Annotated in this window: 17 protein-coding genes; 13 read left to right on the top strand and 4 right to left on the bottom strand. The window is 66.7% G+C overall.

Annotated elements, in window-relative coordinates:
• Positions 1 to 112: 112 nt before the first annotated feature.
• From AC5RUF_RS10290 to secG, 13 genes are all read left to right on the top strand, one after another.
• On the top strand, positions 113 to 319 hold the full coding sequence (locus AC5RUF_RS10290; RefSeq protein ID WP_494130503.1) for a GntR family transcriptional regulator: 207 nt from the start codon (positions 113 to 115) through the stop codon (positions 317 to 319).
• A 77-nt stretch (positions 320 to 396) separates the two neighbouring features.
• The gene (gene uvrA, locus AC5RUF_RS10285) at positions 397 to 3,300 is read left to right on the top strand and encodes an excinuclease ABC subunit UvrA (RefSeq protein ID WP_494130502.1); all 2,904 of its coding nucleotides are present in this window, start codon (positions 397 to 399) and stop codon (positions 3,298 to 3,300) included.
• Between the two features lie 157 nt (positions 3,301 to 3,457).
• Positions 3,458 to 4,153: an HAD hydrolase-like protein gene (locus tag AC5RUF_RS10280; RefSeq protein ID WP_494130501.1), complete on the top strand. Its 696-nt coding sequence runs from the start codon at positions 3,458 to 3,460 to the stop codon at positions 4,151 to 4,153.
• The gene (locus AC5RUF_RS10275) at positions 4,140 to 4,808 is read left to right on the top strand and encodes a lysophospholipid acyltransferase family protein (protein ID WP_493996877.1); all 669 of its coding nucleotides are present in this window, start codon (positions 4,140 to 4,142) and stop codon (positions 4,806 to 4,808) included. Before AC5RUF_RS10280 ends, AC5RUF_RS10275 begins: the two co-directional genes overlap by 14 nt.
• Positions 4,809 to 4,904: 96 nt before the next feature.
• On the top strand, positions 4,905 to 6,917 hold the full coding sequence (gene uvrC / locus AC5RUF_RS10270) for an excinuclease ABC subunit UvrC (protein ID WP_493996878.1): 2,013 nt from the start codon (positions 4,905 to 4,907) through the stop codon (positions 6,915 to 6,917).
• Positions 6,918 to 6,993: 76 nt separating this feature from the next.
• A complete protein-coding gene (gene rapZ, locus AC5RUF_RS10265; RefSeq protein WP_493996879.1) occupies positions 6,994 to 7,893 on the top strand; it encodes an RNase adapter RapZ in 900 nt (299 codons plus the stop codon).
• Positions 7,893 to 8,915: a gluconeogenesis factor YvcK family protein gene (locus AC5RUF_RS10260; RefSeq protein WP_494130500.1), complete on the top strand. Its 1,023-nt coding sequence runs from the start codon at positions 7,893 to 7,895 to the stop codon at positions 8,913 to 8,915. Before rapZ ends, AC5RUF_RS10260 begins: the two co-directional genes overlap by 1 nt.
• 10 nt (positions 8,916 to 8,925) lie before the next feature.
• Complete coding sequence (gene whiA / locus AC5RUF_RS10255; protein WP_494130499.1) at positions 8,926 to 9,906, top strand: DNA-binding protein WhiA; 981 nt, start codon at positions 8,926 to 8,928, stop codon at positions 9,904 to 9,906.
• Between the two features lie 129 nt (positions 9,907 to 10,035).
• A complete protein-coding gene (locus AC5RUF_RS10250; protein ID WP_493997419.1) occupies positions 10,036 to 10,662 on the top strand; it encodes a superoxide dismutase in 627 nt (208 codons plus the stop codon).
• A gap of 272 nt (positions 10,663 to 10,934) precedes the next feature.
• Positions 10,935 to 11,939, top strand: a complete 1,005-nt coding sequence (gene gap, locus AC5RUF_RS10245; RefSeq protein WP_493997420.1) for a type I glyceraldehyde-3-phosphate dehydrogenase — start codon at positions 10,935 to 10,937, stop codon at positions 11,937 to 11,939.
• Between the two features lie 25 nt (positions 11,940 to 11,964).
• On the top strand, positions 11,965 to 13,191 hold the full coding sequence (locus tag AC5RUF_RS10240) for a phosphoglycerate kinase (RefSeq protein ID WP_494130498.1): 1,227 nt from the start codon (positions 11,965 to 11,967) through the stop codon (positions 13,189 to 13,191).
• A gap of 106 nt (positions 13,192 to 13,297) precedes the next feature.
• Positions 13,298 to 14,113, top strand: coding sequence for a triose-phosphate isomerase (gene tpiA, locus AC5RUF_RS10235; RefSeq protein WP_493997422.1), 816 nt, complete (start codon positions 13,298 to 13,300; stop codon positions 14,111 to 14,113).
• A gap of 61 nt (positions 14,114 to 14,174) precedes the next feature.
• The gene (gene secG, locus AC5RUF_RS10230) at positions 14,175 to 14,426 is read left to right on the top strand and encodes a preprotein translocase subunit SecG (protein WP_493997423.1); all 252 of its coding nucleotides are present in this window, start codon (positions 14,175 to 14,177) and stop codon (positions 14,424 to 14,426) included.
• Between the two features lie 102 nt (positions 14,427 to 14,528).
• On the opposite strand, the gene pgl is transcribed toward secG, so the two are convergent.
• The 4 genes from pgl to AC5RUF_RS10210 are packed head-to-tail and all read right to left on the bottom strand — an operon-like array spanning position 14,529 to position 19,464.
• Complete coding sequence (gene pgl / locus AC5RUF_RS10225; protein ID WP_494130497.1) at positions 14,529 to 15,362, bottom strand: 6-phosphogluconolactonase; 834 nt, start codon at positions 15,360 to 15,362, stop codon at positions 14,529 to 14,531.
• The gene (locus tag AC5RUF_RS10220; protein ID WP_494130496.1) at positions 15,359 to 16,294 is read right to left on the bottom strand and encodes a glucose-6-phosphate dehydrogenase assembly protein OpcA; all 936 of its coding nucleotides are present in this window, start codon (positions 16,292 to 16,294) and stop codon (positions 15,359 to 15,361) included. Before AC5RUF_RS10220 ends, pgl begins: the two co-directional genes overlap by 4 nt.
• On the bottom strand, positions 16,291 to 17,835 hold the full coding sequence (gene zwf / locus AC5RUF_RS10215; protein WP_493997475.1) for a glucose-6-phosphate dehydrogenase: 1,545 nt from the start codon (positions 17,833 to 17,835) through the stop codon (positions 16,291 to 16,293). The genes AC5RUF_RS10220 and zwf overlap by 4 nt, the downstream gene beginning before the upstream one ends.
• Entirely contained in the window at positions 17,836 to 19,464 is a 1,629-nt protein-coding gene (locus AC5RUF_RS10210; protein WP_493997474.1) for a phosphoglucose isomerase-related protein, read from the bottom strand.
• Between the last annotated feature and the right edge of the window lie 4 nt (positions 19,465 to 19,468).

The following is a 19,468-nucleotide window of genomic DNA, read 5'->3' as shown; positions in this document are numbered from 1 at the left end:
GCGTCGCGGATGGTGGACAGCCGGTGCGCAATCACGAAACTGGTCCGGTCCTGCCGCAGCGCGTTCATGGCCAGCCGGATGCTGACCTCGGTGCGGGCACCTTGGCCTGGCGGTGAACACCGTGGCCCGCGCCTACCGCGAGCTGGAGCAGGCCCAGGTGGTTACCACGCGTTCGCGGGCGGGCACGGTCATTGCCGCCGGCAGCGATACAGGCCGCAGCCGGGTGGCCGCGGCAGCACGCACCTATGCCGATGCGGTCAGGGCCAACGGGATCTCCGCCGAAGAGGCCGTGTCCTTCCTGCGAGCCGCCCTGCAGTAGCCGCCGTTCTTCGCCCGCGGCGAAACACGGCTCCTCGAATACGTTTTCGAATCGCCGGGTGAACTAGAGTGGAAAACGTGCCTAAATCGACTCTTACGACGGCGGAAACCACGTTTGCGCCGCATACTGCCAATGACCTTTCCCGCCTGGTAGTGAAAGGGGCGCGGGAGCACAACCTCCGCAACGTTGACCTGGACCTTCCGCGGGACGCCATGATCGTCTTCACCGGGCTTTCCGGCTCGGGCAAGTCCTCCCTGGCGTTCGACACCATCTTTGCGGAGGGCCAGCGCCGCTACGTTGAATCCCTGTCCGCGTATGCGCGGATGTTCCTGGGCCAGGTGGACAAGCCCGACGTCGACTTCATCGAAGGCCTGTCGCCTGCGGTCTCGATCGACCAGAAGTCCACCAGCAAGAACCCGCGCTCAACGGTGGGCACCATCACCGAAATCCACGACTACATGCGCCTGCTCTGGGCACGTGTCGGCCGTCCGTTCTGCCCGGTGTGCGGCGAGCCGGTCACCCGGCAGACCCCGCAGGCCATTGTGGACCAGCTGCTGGAACTCGAAGAGGGCACCCGCTACCAGATCCTCGCTCCCGTGGTCCGCGGACGCAAGGGCGAATTCGTGGACCTGTTCAAGGAACTCGCCGCCAAGGGCTACTCGCGGGCGCGGGTGGACGGCAAGCAGATCCAGCTCTCCGATCCGCCCAAGCTGGGCAAGCAGATCAAGCACAACATCGAAGTGGTGGTGGACCGGCTCGTCGCCAAGGAAGGCATCCGGCAGCGCCTCACCGACTCGGTGGAGACCGGCCTCGGCCTGGCGGACGGCCGGATTGTCGTGGACTTCGTTGACCTGCCCGAGGACAGCGAGGAGCGCACCCGCGCCTTCTCCGAAAACCTCGCCTGCCCCAACGAGCACCCGCTGGCCATCGACGAGATCGAACCGCGGTCCTTCTCGTTCAACAACCCGTTCGGCGCCTGCCCTGTCTGCACCGGCATCGGCTCGAGGCTGGAGGTGGACGAGGACCTGGTCATCCCGGACCCGTCCAAGACCCTGGCCGAAGGTGCCGTGGCACCGTGGGCACTGGGCACCGCCACCCTGGAATACTGGAACCGCCTGCTCGAAGGCCTGTCCAAGGACATGGGCTTCGACATGGACACCCCGTGGAAGAAGCTGCCGGCCAAGGCCCGCGAGGCGATCCTCAACGGCAAGGACCACAAGGTGGTGGTCCAGTACCGGAACCGCTTCGGCCGGGAGCGCAAGTACAGCACCGGTTTTGAAGGCGTAAACCAGTACATCCACCGCAAGCACGGGGAAACCGAATCCGACCATGCCCGCGACCGGTACGAAGAGTACATGCGGGAGATCCCCTGCCCCGAGTGCGGGGGAGCGCGCCTGAACCCGGCCTCCCTCTCCGTGCTGATCAACGGGCGCAACATTGCCGAGATCAGCGCCCTGCCGCTGCGTGAGGCCGCCGACTTCCTGGGCACCCTGACCCTCACCGGCCGCGAAGCACAGATCGCCAGTAACGTGTTGAAGGAAATCCAGGCCCGCCTGAAGTTCCTGCTCGACGTCGGACTGGAGTACCTGAGCCTGAACCGGCCGGCAGCCACCCTCTCCGGCGGCGAGGCGCAGCGTATCCGCCTGGCCACGCAGATCGGTTCCGGCCTGGTGGGCGTGCTGTACGTCCTGGACGAGCCGTCCATCGGCCTGCACCAGAAGGACAACCGGCGCCTGATCGAGACGCTGACCCGGCTGCGCAGCCTCGGCAACACCCTGATCGTGGTCGAACACGATGAAGACACCATCCACGAAGCGGATTGGATTGTCGACGTCGGACCCGGCGCCGGTGAGCGCGGCGGCGAAGTGGTCCACTCCGGTCCGTTGGCGGACCTGCTGACCAATGAACGCTCCATCACCGGCGCGTACCTGTCCGGCCGGAAGAAGATCAAGATCCCGGCCAAGCGCCGCAAGGTGGACAAGTCCCGGCAGCTGAAGATTGTGGGGGCGCGGGAGAACAACCTGCAGAACCTGAATGTGGACGTGCCGCTGGGCGTGTTCACGGCGGTCACCGGCGTCAGCGGATCGGGCAAGTCCACGCTGATCAATGACATCCTCTACAAGACCATGGCGAACAAGCTCAACGGCGCAAAGCACGTGGCCGGCCGGCACACCCGGGTGGAGGGCCTGGAGCAGCTGGACAAGGTCATCCACGTGGACCAGAGCCCCATCGGGCGGACCCCGCGGTCCAACCCGGCCACCTACACCGGTGTGTGGGACCACATCCGCAAGCTGTTTGCCGAGACCAACGAGGCAAAGGTCCGCGGTTACCTGCCCGGACGGTTCTCCTTCAATGTGAAGGGCGGACGCTGCGAGGCCTGCCATGGCGACGGCACGCTGAAGATCGAAATGAACTTCCTGCCGGACGTCTACGTCCCGTGCGAGGTGTGCCATGGTGCCCGCTTCAACCGGGAAACCATGGAGGTCCACTACAAGGGCAAGAACATTGCCGAGGTGCTGGACATGCCCATCGAGGAGGCTGCGGAATTCTTTGCCGCTTTCGGACCCATCTCGCGGCATCTCAACACGCTCGTCGACGTTGGTCTGGGCTACGTGCGGCTGGGACAGCCAGCCACCACGCTCTCCGGCGGCGAGGCCCAGCGCGTCAAGCTGGCCAGTGAACTGCAGAAGCGCTCCAACGGCCGCAGCATCTACGTCCTCGACGAGCCGACCACAGGCCTGCACTTCGAAGACGTCCGCAAGCTGCTGGAGGTGCTGCAGGGTCTGGTGGACAAGGGCAACACGGTCATCACCATCGAGCACAACCTCGACGTGATCAAGAGCGCGGACTGGATCATCGATCTGGGTCCCGACGGCGGTAACGGCGGCGGCCGGGTGGTCGCCTCCGGCACCCCGGAAAAGGTGGCCAAGGTGGAAGGATCCCACACCGCCACCTTCCTGGCGGAGATCCTGAACCCGTAACCGTCCTGCCCTTCTGCCCCCTGCTCCGCCCGTTTCCGACGGTCCGGAGCAGGGGGCGGTCCGGTTAAGCAGGGCAGCGGAATATATTTGACGCGACATATTCTGGGGCAGGAATATCTTTTTCCCTTAGCCCGCATTCCTGTGCCAAACTTGGGCCGTGACTTCTCCCCGGCTCTTGGTGCTCTTTGATTTGGATGGAACCTTGGTGGACCCCGCCGGTGCCATCACCGGCGGTATCAGTGCCGCTTTGGCCGCCTGCGGGTTTGCAGTCCCGTCCGCGGCGGACCAGCAGCAGATGGTCGGCCCGGCGCTGGTGACGTCGCTGCGGGACATCGCAGGCGTGCCCGAAGACCGCCTGGACGAGGTGATTGCGCATTACCGCGCCGGCTACCGTGCCACCGGGATGGCGCAGAGCCGCCCGTATCCGGGCATCCGCGAGGCGGTGGTCCGGCTGGGCGGGACGCATACCGTGGCCGTGGCCACCCAGAAACCCGAACCGCTGGCCGTTGATCTGCTGGACGTCCAGGGCATGGGGGACCTGTTCGCCACCGTGCACGGATCCCCGGCGGATGAAACCGAAGCACGCAAGGACGGGAAGCGCAGCATCATCCGGACCGCCCTGGACCGGCATGCCGGTGCGTACGACCGCGCCGTGATGATCGGCGACCGGCGCCACGATGTCGAAGGCGCCCGGGCCAACGGGTTGGGCTGCATCGGGGTGTCCTGGGGGTTCGCCGCCCCCGGCGAACTGGAAGAAGCGGGTGCCTGCACCGTGGTGGATTCCGCGGAAGAACTGGTTGCCGCCGTGCTGCGGTCCGCCGAGAACGGATCGGCAGTCCATGGCGCTGTATAACCTCACCCGTACCAGCATCCGCGGACTCGTGGCCGGCCTGTGCCGGCCCACCATCACGGGTCTGGAAAACGTTCCCACCAGCGGTCCCTTTATTGTTGCCTGCAACCATTTGTCCTTCCTGGACAGCGTGCTGGTGCAGGCCTTGCTGCCGCGGCGGGTCGGGTTTTTCGCCAAGGCGGAATACTTCACCGGCACCGGCCTGAAGGGCTACGCCATGAAGAGCTTCTTCGAGGGCGTCGGCTCCATTCCCGTTCAGCGCGACCAGCAGGCGGCCAGTGTCGCAGCTCTCAAGACCCTGCTGGACATCCTCGAGGACGGTGGCGGCGTGGGCATCTACCCGGAGGGCACCCGCTCGCGTGACGGCCTGCTGTACCGCGGCCGCACCGGCGTGGGCTGGCTGGCACTGACCTCCGGCGCCCCCGTGGTGCCGGTGGGACTGATCGGCACCGAGAACCTGCAGCCGGCAGGCAAAAAGACCGTCAAGCCCGGGCACTTCAGCCTGAAGGTCGGCTCCCCTCTGTACTTCCAGAAGACCGGCCCGGACCACGCACTGCCGGCCCGCCGCCAGGCCACGGACCGGGTCATGGACGCCATCGCTGAGCTCAGCGGCCAGCAGCGGTCCGAGAGCTACAACCGGAACCGGCCCGAGGGATAGCCGGACCCGCTCCGCCGGGAGTCAGGCCGGTTCAGCGCGGCGCGAAACCGCGGCGCCGCGTCCGGCCGCTGCTCCGGGCGAACGTAGGATGGAAAAGTGGCAGATCCAGCAACCTACCGGCCGAAAACAGGGGAGATCCCCACGGCCCCGGGCGTATACCGTTTCCGGGACGAGCACGGCCGGGTCATCTACGTAGGCAAGGCCAAGAACCTCCGGTCCCGCCTGAACTCCTATTTCGCCAACCCGCGCGGCCTGATGCCCAAGACGCGGGCCATGGTGCACACTGCCGCCGGCGTTGAATGGACGGTGGTGGGCACCGAACTCGAGGCGCTGCAGCTCGAGTACACCTGGATCAAGGAATTCAATCCCCGGTTCAACATCATGTTCCGGGACGACAAGTCCTACCCCTATCTGGCCGTCACCATGGGGGAGAAGTATCCCCGCGCCCAGGTGATGCGCGGAGACCGCCGCAAGGACACCCGCTACTTCGGACCGTTCTATCCGGCCAAAGCCATCCGCGAAACCCTGGACACCCTCCTGCGCGTCTTCCCGGTGCGCACCTGCAGCAGCGGGGTGTTCAAGCGTGCCGAACGCACGGGCCGGCCGTGCCTGCTCGGCTACATCGATAAGTGCTCGGCACCGTGCGTGGGCCGGATCAGCCCCGAAGACCACCGGCAGCTGGCCGCCGAGCTCTGCGACTTCATGGCGGGGGAGGGCAAGCGCTTCATCTCCGGGCTGGAAAAGGAAATGCAGGCCGCGGTTGCGGAACTCGACTACGAATCCGCTGCCCGGCTGCGCGACGACATCGTTGCCCTGCGAAAAGTCTTTGAGCGCAACAACGTGGTGCTCAGCGAAGACACCGACGCCGACATCTTCGCTTTGGAGGAAGACGAACTCGAGGCCTCAGCCCAGGTCTTCCATGTCCGCGGCGGCCGCATCCGCGGCCAGCGCGGCTGGGTGGTGGAAAAGGTCGAGGACAACGACACCGCGGACCTGGTGGAGCACCTGATCCAGCAGGTCTACGGCGAAGCCAATTCCACGGACCGCATTCCGCGCCAGGTCCTGGTGCCGGTCCTGCCGCCCAACGCGGACGAACTCGCCGAGTGGCTGCACGGACTCCGCGGCACCCGGGTGGACATCCGCGTACCCATGCGCGGGGACAAGAAGGCACTGATGGAGACCGTGGCCCGCAACGCCGCGGACGCCCTGCGCCTGCACAAGAGCCGCCGCGCCGGGGATATCACCACCCGCTCCGCAGCCCTGCAGGAACTGCAGGAAGCCCTGGACCTTGACTCGCCGCCGCTGCGGATCGAGTGCTACGACATCTCCCACGTCCAGGGCACCAACGTGGTGGCTTCCATGGTTGTGGCCGAAGACGGGCTCCCCAAGAAATCCGACTACCGCAAGTTCTCCATCACCGGCGATGCGGCCCGGGACGATACGGCGTCCATGTATGACGTGATCTCCCGCCGCTTCCGCAACTACCTGGCCGAAAACGCCGACCCGGCCGCGGACCCGGAGGCCCCGTCCAAACTCCCCGACGAGCGCGCCGGCGGCGCCGATACCGATGTCCGGCCGCTGACCGACACCCTGACTCCGGCGCCGAAGGCGAAGTTCGCCTACCCGCCCAACCTGGTGGTGGTGGACGGCGGCCAGCCGCAGGTGGCCGCGGCTTCCAAGGCCCTGGCGGACCTGGGCATCACCGATGTGCAGGTGGTGGGCCTGGCCAAGCGGCTGGAGGAAGTGTGGGTTCCGGACAGCGACTTCCCGGTCATCCTTCCGCGTGCCTCCGAAGCCCTCTTCCTGCTCCAGCGCATCCGCGATGAAGCACACCGCTTCGCCATCACCTTCCACCGGCAGAAGCGCGGAAAGTCCATGACCGCCTCGCTCCTGGACGACGTGCCCGGGCTGGGACCTGCCAAGCGGCAGGCACTGCTTAAGCACTTCGGCTCGGTAAAGAAGCTGCGTGCCGCCTCCGAAGAGGAGCTGTGCGAGGTGCCGGGCATCGGCCCCGCCATGGCCGCTAACCTGCGCAGCCGGCTGGCCGATAAGGATAATGCGGGGGCTCCTGCCGTCAACATGGCCACCGGCGAAATCCTGGAAACTTAGCTACGCTTGGAAACCGGCGTCTCGCGGGACCGGACCCGGTTCTTTCACGCACGGCAATCAGGATGGGATCACAGCAATGACGCAAGAGGACGGCTTGACCGTAGTCAAGCCTGAGGAGTCGGAACTGCTCGTTGTTACGGGTATGTCCGGTGCCGGGCGCAGCACCGCGGCCAATGCCCTGGAGGACCATGGCTGGTACGTGGTGGAGAACCTGCCTCCGATGATGCTGGGCACCCTCACCGAACTCGTCTCGCGCATGCCGCAGTCGATTCCGAAGCTTGCCGTGGTGATCGATGTCCGCAGCAAGGAACTCTTCCAGGACATCCGCGAAGCCCTGCGCAACCTGCGGGCCGCCGGCGTCACCTACCGGCTGCTGTTCCTCGACGCCGACGACTCCACCCTGGTCCGGCGCTTTGAACAGGGCCGGCGCCCCCACCCGCTGCAGGACGACGGCAGCATCCTGGACGGGATTGCCGTCGAGCGGGAAGTGCTTCAGGAACTCCGGGACTCCTCCGACGTGGTCGTGGATACCTCCAAGCTCAACGTGCATGCCCTGGCCACCACGGTCACCGAGCTCTTCACCGAGTCCGGCCCCATTGTGCTGCGCCTGAACGTGATGAGTTTCGGCTTCAAGTACGGCCTGCCGGTGGACGCGAACTACGTGGCCGATGTGCGCTTCATTCCCAACCCGCACTGGGTTCCGCAGCTGCGCCCGCACACCGGACTCGACGACGACGTCCGCGACTACGTCCTGGATGCCAAGGGCACGGCGGAATTCCTGGACCGCTACGTTGAAGCCCTGGAGCCCGTCATTGACGGGTACCGCCGCGAGAACAAGCATTACGCCACCATTGCCGTGGGCTGCACCGGCGGCAAGCACCGTTCCGTTGCCGTCACTGAGGAGCTGGCCAAGCGCCTCGCCCAGCTGCCCCGCGTCACGGTCAGCGCCCACCACCGGGATCTGGGGCGCGAATAATGTCCTTCCTGACCGGACCGCTGCCCCTCGTTCCCGAGGGGAAGGGCGGACGGGGCAGTGCGGGTTCGGCAGGATCAGTGGTAGCCCTCGGCGGTGGCCACGGCCTTTCCGCCTCGCTCTCCGCACTGCGCCTGCTCACCACCGACCTCACCGCCGTCGTGACCGTTGCCGACGACGGCGGGTCCTCCGGCCGCCTGCGCCGTGAACTGGGTGTCCTGCCGCCGGGAGACCTGCGGATGGCGCTGGCCGCGCTCTGCGACGATACCGACTGGGGCCGGACCTGGCGCGACGTGATGCAGCACCGGTTCCGTTCGCAGCCCGGGGTCGAAGGGTCGCTGGATGACCACGCGCTGGGCAACCTCCTGATTGTCACCCTCTGGGAGCTGCTGGGAGACCCGGTGGCCGGGCTGCAGTGGGCCGGCGCGCTGCTGGGCGCCCGCGGCCAGGTGCTGCCCATGTCCACGCTGCCGCTGACCATCGAAGGCGATGTCATCCGCCGCACGGCCAGGGGAGAGCTGCTGGAAACCGTCAGCGGCCAGGCCCGGCTCGCGGCCGCCGGGGCCCGCAGCAATGTGAAGGACGTCCGCCTGCTGCCAAACGACGCCCCCGCCTGCCCGGCCGCAGTGGAAGCCATTGAGCGTGCCGACTGGGTGGTCCTGGGGCCGGGGTCCTGGTACACGTCCGTCCTGCCGCACCTGATGCTTCCGCAGCTGCGTGAGGCCCTGTGCGCCACCGCAGCCAAGCGGTGCCTGACCATGAACCTCAGCAATGAGACCAAGGAAACCGCAGGCATGAGCGCGGTTGACCATCTGGCGGTGATCCGCCGCTATGCGCCGGAGTTCAAAGTGGATGTGGTGCTGGCGGATCCGTCAGTGGCCGGCGACCGGGCGGCCTTTGAGGACGCGGTGGCCGAACTGGGCGGCCGCGCCGTCTTCGGTAAGGTGGGGACAGCGACGGGGCGTCCGATCCATGATCCGCTCCGCCTCGCAACCGCCTTCCACGATATTTTTGGGGAGAACTAGGAGTGTTTTTGTGGCGTTGACCGCAGCTGTAAAAGAGGAACTGTCACGGTTGGACGTGAAAAAGTCCTCGGTCCGCAAGGCCGAAGTGTCGGCAATGCTGCGTTTTGCCGGGGGACTGCACATTATTTCCGGACGCATCGTGATCGAGGCCGAGGTGGACCTCGCCTCCACGGCCCGCAGGCTCCGTTCGGCCATCGCCGAGGTCTACGGACATGCCAGCGACATCATTGTGGTCTCCGGCGGGGGGCTGCGCCGCGGCAACCGCTACGTGGTGCGCGTGGTCAGGGACGGTGAGTCCCTGGCCCGCCAGACCGGGCTCCTGGATGCCCGCGGCCGCCCCGTCCGCGGACTGCCGTCCGTAGTGGTCAACGGTTCCGCCGCGGACGCCGAAGCGGTCTGGCGCGGGGCGTTCCTCGCCCACGGGTCGCTCACCGAGCCCGGACGCTCGTCTTCCCTTGAAGTCACCTGCCCGGGGCCCGAGGCGGCCCTGGCCCTCGTCGGCTCCGCCCGCCGCATCGGCATCGCCGCCAAGGCACGCGAAGTGCGCGGCGTGGACCGGGTGGTCATCCGCGACGGGGATACCATTGCCGCGCTCCTGACCCGCATGGGCGCACACGATGCGCTGATGGTCTGGGAGGAGCGCCGCATGCGCAAGGAGGTCCGGGCCACGGCCAACCGGCTCGCGAACTTCGACGACGCCAACCTCCGCCGCTCCGCGCAGGCCGCAGTTGCGGCCGGAGCACGGGTGGAGCGCGCCCTGGAAATCCTCGGGGAAGACGTTCCCGAACACCTGCGCTACGCGGGTGAATTGCGCGTTGCGCATAAACAGGCCAGCCTTGACGAACTCGGACACCTGGCTGAACCGCCCATGACCAAGGACGCCATTGCCGGCCGGATCCGCCGACTGCTGGCGATGGCGGACAAACGTGCCGTGGAATTGGGCATTCCGGGTACCGAATCGAGTGTCACTCCTGAAATGTTGGATGAATAAGGCCAAATGTTGGCGCCTTAGCGGAATTGCATAGGATGGACTAAGCATGCTGCCGTTCGGCGGCACGAAATGTTTCCGGACGGGAAATCCGTCCGGATCATCGATCCGACACATCAACGGAGGATTTTCGTGAACGAATACACACTGCCGGAACTCCCGTACGACTACGCAGCCCTGGAACCGCACATTTCCGCGCGCATCATGGAGCTGCACCACGACAAGCACCACGCAACGTATGTGGCGGGCGCCAACACCGCCCTGGCGCAGATGGCCGAAGCCCGCGAAAAGGGCGAGTTCGGCACCATGACGAAGCTGTCCAAGGACCTGGCCTTCCACCTGGGCGGCCACACCAACCACAGCATCTTCTGGAACAACATGTCCCCGGACGGCGGTGACAAGCCCGAAGGCGAACTCGCCGCAGCCATCGACGAGTTCTTCGGATCCTTCGACAAGTTCCGCGGCCAGTTCACCGCCGTGGCGAACTCCATCCAGGGCTCCGGCTGGTCCATCCTCGCCTACGAACCCCTGGGCAAGAACCTGGTCATCGAGCAGCTCTACGACCAGCAGGGCAACGTCCCCGTCGGCACCATCCCGCTGCTGATGCTGGACATGTGGGAGCACTCCTACTACCTGGACTACGCCAACGTGAAGGCGGACTACGTCAAGGCATGGTGGAACATCGTCAACTGGGCCGACGTCGCCACCCGCTTCGACGCCGCCCGCCAGGGCGCACAGGGCCTGATCCTTCCGGCCTAGTCTTCCGCGCATAACCGCACATTTGTGCGGCGCCCCGGTCCCTACGGAGACTGTGACGCGTAAGATAAATCCGTAGGTCCCCGTCCCGCCGCCCGTCAGGGAGTCCCTCCGTTTCCACGGTCCGGACGCCCCGAACCGGGCGGCAGGACGGGGCTACCGAGCAGCGGCCCAAGGGGTTTCCCAGCGGAACGTGCCAGGCCGCAGTCAGTCCGGTGGCTTCATACCCGAGGTCACACAGTTCTCAATTGACCCCCTATCAAGGAGACAGCAAAGTGACTACTCGTGTTGGAATCAACGGATTCGGGCGTATCGGCCGCAACTACTTCCGCGCCGCCCTGGAGCAGAACGCAGACCTCGACATTGTCGCCGTCAATGACCTGACCAACCCCGAGACCCTCGCCCACCTCCTGAAGTATGACTCCGTGACCGGCCGCCTGGGAGCCGACGTCGAAGTCAGCGAAGGCAACATCGTGGTGGGCGGGAAAACCATCCGGGTACTGGCGGAACGCGATCCGTCCAACCTCCCCTGGAAGGACCTGGGCGTGGACATCGTGATCGAGTCCACCGGCTTCTTCACCAAGGCAGAGGACGCCAAGAAGCACATCGACGCCGGGGCAAAGAAGGTCCTGATCTCCGCACCGGGCAAGGGTTCCGACATCACCATCGTCATGGGCGTGAATGATGGCGACTACGACCCCGCCGCGCACAACATCATTTCCAACGCCTCCTGCACCACCAACTGCCTGGGCCCCCTGGCCAAGGTCCTCCACGAGGCCTTCGGCATCGAGCGCGGCCTGATGACCACGGTCCACGCCTACACCGCAGACCAGAACCTGCAGGACGGCCCGCACCGTGACCTGCGCCGCGCCCGCGCAGCGGCCCTGAACATCGTGCCCACCACCACCGGAGCAGCCAAGGCCATCGGCCTGGTCCTGCCCGAACTCGACGGGAAGCTTGACGGCTTCGCCCTGCGCGTCCCCGTCCCCACCGGCTCCGTGACCGACCTGACTGTCACGGTCTCCCGGGAAGCCACGGTGGAAGAGATCAACGATGTCTACCAGACCGCGGGCAGTGGTCCGCTGGCGGGCATCCTGCGGTACACGGACGAGCCGATTGTCTCCTCCGACATTGTCACCGACCCTGCCTCGTGCATCTTCGACTCGGGCCTGACCCGCGTGATGGGGAACCAGGTGAAGGTAGTGGGCTGGTACGACAATGAGTGGGGCTACTCCTGCCGCTTGGTGGACCTCACCAAGCTCGTGGCCTCCAAGCTTTAATCCAACCGAGTACGCAAAGGTAGACATGACTGTCAAAACACTCTCCGACCTGATCAGCGACGGCATCAACGGCAGGTACGTCCTGGTCCGTTCGGACCTGAACGTGCCGTTGGACAACGGACGGGTCACCGACGACGGCCGTATCCGCGCCTCCATTCCCACGCTCCAGAAGCTGGTGGAGCACGGCGCGAAGGTCATCGTGATGGCGCACCTTGGACGTCCGAAGGGCACCCCGGACGAGAAGTACTCGCTGCGTCCCGCCGTCGACCGGCTCGACGAGCTCTCCGCCTTCCCGGTGGAGTTCGCCGCAGACGTGGTGGGGGACAGTGCACGGGAGCTGGCCGGATCGCTGGCCGCCGGTTCCGTCCTGGTACTGCAGAACATCCGGTTCGATCCGCGCGAGACGTCCAAGGACGACGCCGAGCGCCAGGCCCTGGCACGCGACCTGGCGGCCCTGACCGGCGACGGCGGCGCGTACGTGGACGACGCTTTCGGCGCCGTCCACCGCAAGCACGCCAGCGTCTACGACATCGCGCAGGTCCTGCCGGCCTACGAGGGCGATCTGGTCTCCACCGAAGTCCAGGTCCTCAAGCGCCTGACCGAAAGTCCGGAAAAGCCCTACGTGGTGGTCCTGGGCGGATCCAAGGTCTCGGACAAGCTGGCCGTGATCGAGAACCTGATGGACCGGGCCGACTACCTCCTGGTAGGCGGCGGCATGGTCTTCACCTTCCTGGCAGCACAGGGCCACAAGGTGGGCGCGTCCCTGCTGGAGGCGGACCAGATCGAGAACGTGAAGGGCTACCTCGAACGGGCCAAGGAGGTCGGCTGCGAGTTCGTGCTCCCCACCGACATTGTGGTGGCCGACCGCTTTGCCGCCGACGCCGACGTCGAAACCGTTCCGGCCGAGGCGATGGAAAGCAGCCGCTTCGGCGCCTCGGGCATCGGCCTGGACATCGGGCCCGACTCCGCGGCGAAGTTTGCCGAGCGGATCCGCCACGGTAAGACGGTGTTCTGGAACGGCCCCATGGGCGTGTTCGAATTCGAGGCTTTCGCCAACGGCACCCGTGCGGTGGCGGAAGCCCTGAAGGAATCCGACGGCTTCAGCGTTGTGGGCGGCGGCGATTCCGCTGCGGCCGTCCGCAAGCTGGGCTTCTCCGAGTCGGACTTCGGGCACATTTCCACCGGCGGCGGCGCAAGCCTCGAATACCTGGAAGGTAAAGCCCTCCCGGGCCTTACCGTCCTGGACCAGTAGTTTTTCGGTGCGGGTCCGCGGCCGCCGGCTGCGGGCCCGCACCTGCATGTCCCATCCCGCCCGGCCCCGGAGGCCGGTGCAATGCGAGTTAGAAACCGGAGCAACCATGACAACCTCCACGAACGGCAAGTTCGACCGCACACCCCTGATCGCCGGCAACTGGAAGATGAACATGGACCACGTCCAGGGCATCACCCTGCTGCAGAAGCTGGCCTGGACCCTCAGCGACGCCCGCCACGACTACGGCCGCGTGGAGGTGGTGGTCTTCCCGCCGTTCACGGACCTGCGCAGCACGCAGACCCTCGTGGCCGGTGACAAGCTGAAGGTGGAATACGGCGCACAGGATCTTTCCCCGAAGGACTCCGGTGCCTTCACCGGCGACATTTCCGGCCAGTTCCTTTCCAAGCTTGGCTGCAGCTACGTCCTGGTGGGCCACAGCGAACGCCGCTCCGTCCACGGTGAAACCGACGAACTGCTCAACGAAAAGCTCAAGGCCGCTTACCGCAACAACCTGGTCCCCGTCCTGTGCGTGGGTGAAGGCCTGGAAGTCCGGCAGGCGGGCAATCATGTGGAGCACACCTTGGAGCAGGTACGCCGGGACCTCGTCGGTTTGGATGCCGAGCAGGTGTCCTCCCTGGTGATTGCCTATGAACCCGTCTGGGCCATCGGCACCGGCGAGGTGGCCGGACCGGAGGATGCCCAGGAAATGTGCGCCGCCATCCGCGCGGAAATCGCCGATCTGTATGATGACGCCACCGCCGCCAAGACCCGCCTGCTCTACGGCGGCTCGGTGAAGGCCGCCAACGCGGCCAGCATCCTGGGTGAACGCGACGTGGACGGCGTGCTGGTGGGCGGCGCCAGTTTGGATGTAGGCGAATTTGCTAATATTGTCAGGTTCGAACAACATCTGGTGACTGACTGACCTGCAGCCGAAGGACGCCGCAGCGGCGTCCCCGATCCATGAGTCACCCGAAAGGCCGTAAGTGGAAATTCTGAAGATCATCCTGCTGGTGCTTCTTGCCATCACGAGCCTGCTGCTGACGCTGCTCATCCTGCTGCACAAAGGACGCGGCGGCGGCATGTCCGACATGTTCGGCGGTGGCATGACCAGCAGCCTGGGCTCCTCGGGTGTTGCCGAAAAGAACCTGAACCGCTTCACCGTGGCACTGGCGCTTTCCTGGGGCCTGGTCATCGTCGCCCTCGGACTGATCCAGCGTTTCGCCGGCGAATCCTAGCCCGGCAGCACGCCACACAAAGCAGCAGGCCCCCGGATGGAAATCCGGGGGCCTGCTGCGTTAAGCGCGTGCTGACACTGCGCACCCGTCCGTCCGGCGGGACTACTCGTCGTCGTCGTCCTCGCCGGCGTGTTCCTGGTCGGAGTCCAGCAGGCGGCGGGACAATTGCGCGGCGGCCGCCTGGTCGATCAGCCAGCGGGTCTTGGTGCGTCCGCGGGCACCGGCAGCCGGAACCTGGATTTCGCCGGCGCCGGCCAGCGCCAGGCCCACGGCCCCGGCCTTGTCGTCGCCCGCCACCCCCAGCCAGACTTCCTGTGCCGTATTGATGGCCTCGAGGGTCAGGGAAACCCGTTGCGGCGGGGGCTTGGGCGCGTCCCTGACGGCCACCGTGGTTTCACCGACGGTCCGCACCCCGGCGGCTTCGGGGAACAGCGAGGCAATGTGCGCGTCGGGGCCCACACCAAGGAGCAGCACGTCGAAGCGGGGCAACCGCGGATCAACGGGTTCGAAGCCCGCGGCCAGTTCCTCGGCCGCCGCGGCCTCGGCCAGCCGGCGGGCGTAGTCCGCTGCGGCGTCTTCCACGGTAGCCGCTTCATTGGCCGTAGCCACGGCGTGGATCCGGCCGGCCGGGACACCCAGCGGATCCAGCATGGCCCGGCGGGCCTGTCCGGAATTCAGGTCCGGGTCACCTGCGGGCAGGAACCGTTCGTCTCCCCACCAGAAGTTGACCTTGGTCCAGTCCACTGCGGTCCGGGCCGGGTTGGCCGTGACTGCCTCCAGGGTGGCGATGCCCACCGTACCCCCGGTCAGGACCACGGTGGCCTCCCCGCGGCGGCTCTGCACATCCACCAGCTTGGTGATCAGGCGGGCGGCCGTTGCGGAAACGAGGGCCTGCGGATCGGGGTGGATGCTGACGCCGTTGGGGGAGTGCTTCATGCCGTCGCCCCTTCCTGGGCCAGGCACGCAGCGAGGCCCTCAGTAAGTACTTCTCCGAAGACTTCGTCGGGGTCCAGCCGCCGCAGTTCCTCGGCGAGGCAGTCGCGCAGGGTCCGGCGGGGGAGGGAAATCTGCTGTTCCGGCTGGCCCGGCTGGGTCAGGTGCGCAGTGACCTGGTCCGGCCGGGCGAGTTCCACGTCTCCCTCGGGACGGCGGAACACCACGCGGTGGATGCCCGTACCGGGCTCGCCCTCCACAATCTCCACCGGCACGTCCAGGGCCTTCTTCAGCCAGGCCGCCAGCAGGAAGGTGCTGGCCGAGTCGGACGCACCGCCCACGGTCACGCCTTGGACAGGAGATGATCCGGCGCCGTCCAGCACGGCAGCCAACTGGATGCGCCAGTTGGTCAGCCGGGTCCAGCTGAGGTCGGTATCGCCTGCAGCATAGGTCTCCGCCAGGCGCAACAGGGCCTTCTTGGGGTTGTCCTCGGTGGCGGCGTCGGTAATCCGGCGGTGTGCAATGCAGCCCAACGGCGTGTGCGCGGGATCCTCGGGAACGCCGTGCGGCCACCAGGCCACAATCGGGGCGTCGGGGAGCAGCAGCGCGGATACCAGCGATTCGCTTTCCCCGGCCAGCTCCCCGTGCCCGGAGAGCACAATCACCTCGGACGCGCCGGCGTCGCCGCCCACCCGGATCTGGGCGTCAAGGCGGGTCTTGTCCGCCGGGGAACCCTCGGCCAGCACAATGATCCGGCACGGGTGCTCGCGGCTGGCCTCGTTGGCGGCCGCAATGGCCTCTTCCACGAAGTCCGGCTGGGTGTCGACCACCAGGGTCAGGACACGTCCGAGGGTGACGACGCCGCCGCGCTCCCGCATGGCGACAATTTCCTTGGACACCTTGGAAGTGGTGGTGTCCGGCAGGTCTACTATCACGGCCTTCTCCAGGTCCTTCCGTCTCGGGCAAGCAGTTCATCGGCGGAGTCCGGACCCCAGCTGCCCGGAGCGTACGGCTCCGGCTGGCCCGGGAGCGTTGCCCAGTACTCCTCGAACGGATCTACGATCTTCCAGGACAGCTCCACTTCCTGGTGCCGCGGGAAGAGCGGAGGCTCGCCCAGCAGCACGTCCAGGATCAGCCGTTCGTAGGCTTCGGGGCTCGACTCGGTAAACGAGTGTCCGTAGCCGAAGTCCATGGACACGTCCCGGACCTCCATCTGGGTGCCGGGCACCTTGGAACCGAAACGGATGGTGGCACCCTCGTCCGGCTGCACGCGGATCACCACGGCGTTCTGCCCGAAGTCATCTCCGCTGTGTTCACGGAAGAGCAGATTGGGGGAGCGTTTGAAGACCACCGCAATCTCGGTAACGCGCCGGCCGAGCCGTTTGCCGGCCCGCAGGTAGAACGGCACCCCGGCCCACCGGCGGGTATTGATGTCCAGCCGGATGGCGGCGAAGGTTTCCGTGGTGGATTCCGGGTTGAACCCTTCCTCCTCCAGGAAGCCGGTGACCTTCTCCCCGCCCTGCCAGCCGCCGGTGTACTGTCCGCGGGCGGAACTGCGTGAGAGGTCCTTCGGCAGCCGGACGGCGGCCAGGACCTTCTCCTTCTCGGCCCGCAGGTGGTCCGCGTCGAAGGAGATGGGCTCTTCCATGGCGGTCAGGGCCAGCAGCTGCAGCAGGTGGTTCTGGATGACGTCGCGGGCCGCGCCCACGCCGTCGTAATACCCTGCCCGTCCGCCGATGCCGATGTCCTCGGCCATGGTGATCTGCACGTGGTCCACGTGGTTGGCGTTCCAGATCGGTTCAAACAGCTGGTTCGCGAACCGCAGGGCCAGGATGTTCTGCACGGTTTCCTTGCCCAGGTAGTGGTCGATCCGGAACACCGAATCTGCCGGGAAGACCGATTCCACCACGTTGTTCAGTTCCCGCGCGGAGGCGAGGTCGTGGCCGAACGGCTTCTCGATCACCACGCGGCGCCACTTGCCCTGCGAGGTCTTGGCCAGCCCGTGCTTGGAAAGCTGCTGGCACACCTGCTCGAATGACTTCGGCGGCACCGAAAGGTAGAACGCGTGGTTGCCCCGGGTACCCCGCTGTGCATCGAGGTCCTCCAGGGTTTCCTTGAGGTGTTCAAAGGCTTCGTCGCTGTCGAAGCCGCCCTCGACAAACCGGATGCCTTCGGCGAGCTGCTTCCACACGTTTTCGTTGAAGTCGGTGCGGGCGTGGGCCTGCACCGATTCCTTCACCTGCGCGGCAAATTCCTCGTTGCTCCAGGGCCGGCGGCCGAAACCGACCAGCGAGAAGCTTGGCGGCAGCAGCCCTCGGTTCGCCAGGTCGTAAACCGCCGGAATGAGCTTCTTCCGGGCGAGGTCCCCGGTTACCCCGAAAATCACCAGGGAGGACGGCCCGGCGATCCGGCTCAGGCGCCGGTCGCGCGGATCCCGGAGGGGGTTGCCCGTTCCGGATTTTTCCTCAGGGGACATTTACTTGTTTCCACTTTCTGCGGCCAGGGACCGCACAACGTTTTCGATTTCGCGGATGCCCTCGCCCTGGTTGAGCAGGTGCAGGCGCAGCACCGGACGGCCCTGCCCGGCGAGGACGGAGGCGTCGCCGGCGGCCTGTGCGCTGATCAGTTCACCGAAGCTGAAAGGCCGATCGGGGATGCTGACGTCCCCGGCGGGACGGCCGGTGATCTGCAGGTAGACGCCCTGTGCAGGGCCGCCCTTGTGGAACTGTCCGGTGGAGTGCAGGAACCGCGGTCCCCAGCCGAAGGTGACCGGGCGTCCCGTTGCTGCCGCCAGTTCGCCGCGGATGTCCGCGAGCCCGGCCTGCGTGAACCGGTCCAGGTAGGCCTGGATGCTCAGGTAGCCGTCCGGGCCGAGCCGGCCGAGCAGTGCCGTCAGCGCACCGCGCAGGGTGCCGGCAGTGCCCAGCAGTTCCGATGGTCCGCGGACCTCCACCGAGCCGTCCACGAAGGCCGGATCCGTGGGTTCGGGAGTGGCATCCAGCAGGCCGCGGGCAGCCTTCTTGGCGGCCTCCACATCCGGCTGGTCGAAGGGATTGATGTTCAGCAGGCGTCCGGCCACGGCGGTGGCGAACTCCCAGAGCATCATCTGGCCGCCGAGGCTGCCGGAGACCACCACCTGGTCGCCTTCGGGCAGTTCCTCCGAATCGACCGGGACAATGCGGACCGTGAGCACATCCGCGGCACCGGACGTCGTCTCCGGGGCGCCGGGCTCGACGACGACGGGCAGCACGCCCGTGCCGAGCTTGCCCGTGGACTCGGCAATCAGCTGCTCGGCCCAGTCCGGGAAGCCGGCCAGCCCGGAGCCTTCGTCCACGATGACGATCTTGTTGCGCAGCGGTTCGGTTCCGCCCAAGGCGGCACCGAGCTCCAGTCCAATGTTGTCCGGCGCGTCGTCCCGGAGGATCTCGGCGGTCATTTCGGCATCATCGAGCAGTGTTTCGATGTCCGCGCCGGCCAGGCCCGAGGGCACCAGGCCGAAGGCGGTCAGCGCGGAGTAGCGGCCGCCCACGTTGGGGTCGGCGTTGAAGACGGCGCGGTAGCCGGCTTCGCGGGCCGCGCTGTCCAGCGGCGAGCCCGGGTCGGTCACCACCACGATGCGGGATGCGGCATCAATCCCGGCGTCCGTGAAGGCCTTCTCGAAGACCCGGCGCTGGGAGTCGGTTTCCACCGTGGACCCGGATTTGGAGGAGACCACAATGACGGTTTCCGCCAGCCGGTCGGCCAGCGCTGCGGCCACGGCATCGGGATCCGTGGAGTCCAGGACGGTCAGGTCCACGCCGGCCGTACGGGTGATGACCTCCGGCGCCAGGGAAGAGCCGCCCATGCCGGCCAGGACCACCCGGGTCACTGACTCGGCGGCGAGCTCTTCCCGCAGCGCCGCAATCTGTCCCAGGAGCGGCCGGGAACTTTCGCCGGGGTTCAGCCAGCCGAGGCGGATGGACGCCTCCGCTTCGGCGTCGGGACCCCAAAGAGTGGGGTCCTGCGCCACCAGGCGGGAGGCAACTTCGTCTGCGACGAGCGAAGGCACCTTGGCGTCAACGGCCTCGCGGGCCGCTCCGGCTGCTTCAAAGGACAGTGTGGTCATTTTC

Source organism: Arthrobacter sp. Y3224198 (assembly GCF_059090025.1).
Note: the sequence above shows the minus strand (reverse complement) of the source record. Positions and strands in the feature narration are given on the sequence as shown.

What these genes read in the sequence shown, in the direction of transcription:
- AC5RUF_RS10275 (WP_493996877.1), top strand. Translation starts at nt 4,140, where the DNA reads ATGGCGCTGTATAACCTCACCCGTACCAGCATCCGCGGACTCGTGGCC.
- rapZ (WP_493996879.1), top strand. Translation starts at nt 6,994, where the DNA reads ATGACGCAAGAGGACGGCTTGACCGTAGTCAAGCCTGAGGAGTCGGAA.
- AC5RUF_RS10260 (WP_494130500.1), top strand. Translation starts at nt 7,893, where the DNA reads ATGTCCTTCCTGACCGGACCGCTGCCCCTCGTTCCCGAGGGGAAGGGC.
- AC5RUF_RS10240 (WP_494130498.1), top strand. Translation starts at nt 11,965, where the DNA reads ATGACTGTCAAAACACTCTCCGACCTGATCAGCGACGGCATCAACGGC.
- tpiA (WP_493997422.1), top strand. Translation starts at nt 13,298, where the DNA reads ATGACAACCTCCACGAACGGCAAGTTCGACCGCACACCCCTGATCGCC.
- pgl (WP_494130497.1), bottom strand. Translation starts at nt 15,362, where the DNA reads ATGAAGCACTCCCCCAACGGCGTCAGCATCCACCCCGATCCGCAGGCC.
- zwf (WP_493997475.1), bottom strand. Translation starts at nt 17,835, where the DNA reads ATGTCCCCTGAGGAAAAATCCGGAACGGGCAACCCCCTCCGGGATCCG.
- AC5RUF_RS10210 (WP_493997474.1), bottom strand. Translation starts at nt 19,464, where the DNA reads ATGACCACACTGTCCTTTGAAGCAGCCGGAGCGGCCCGCGAGGCCGTT.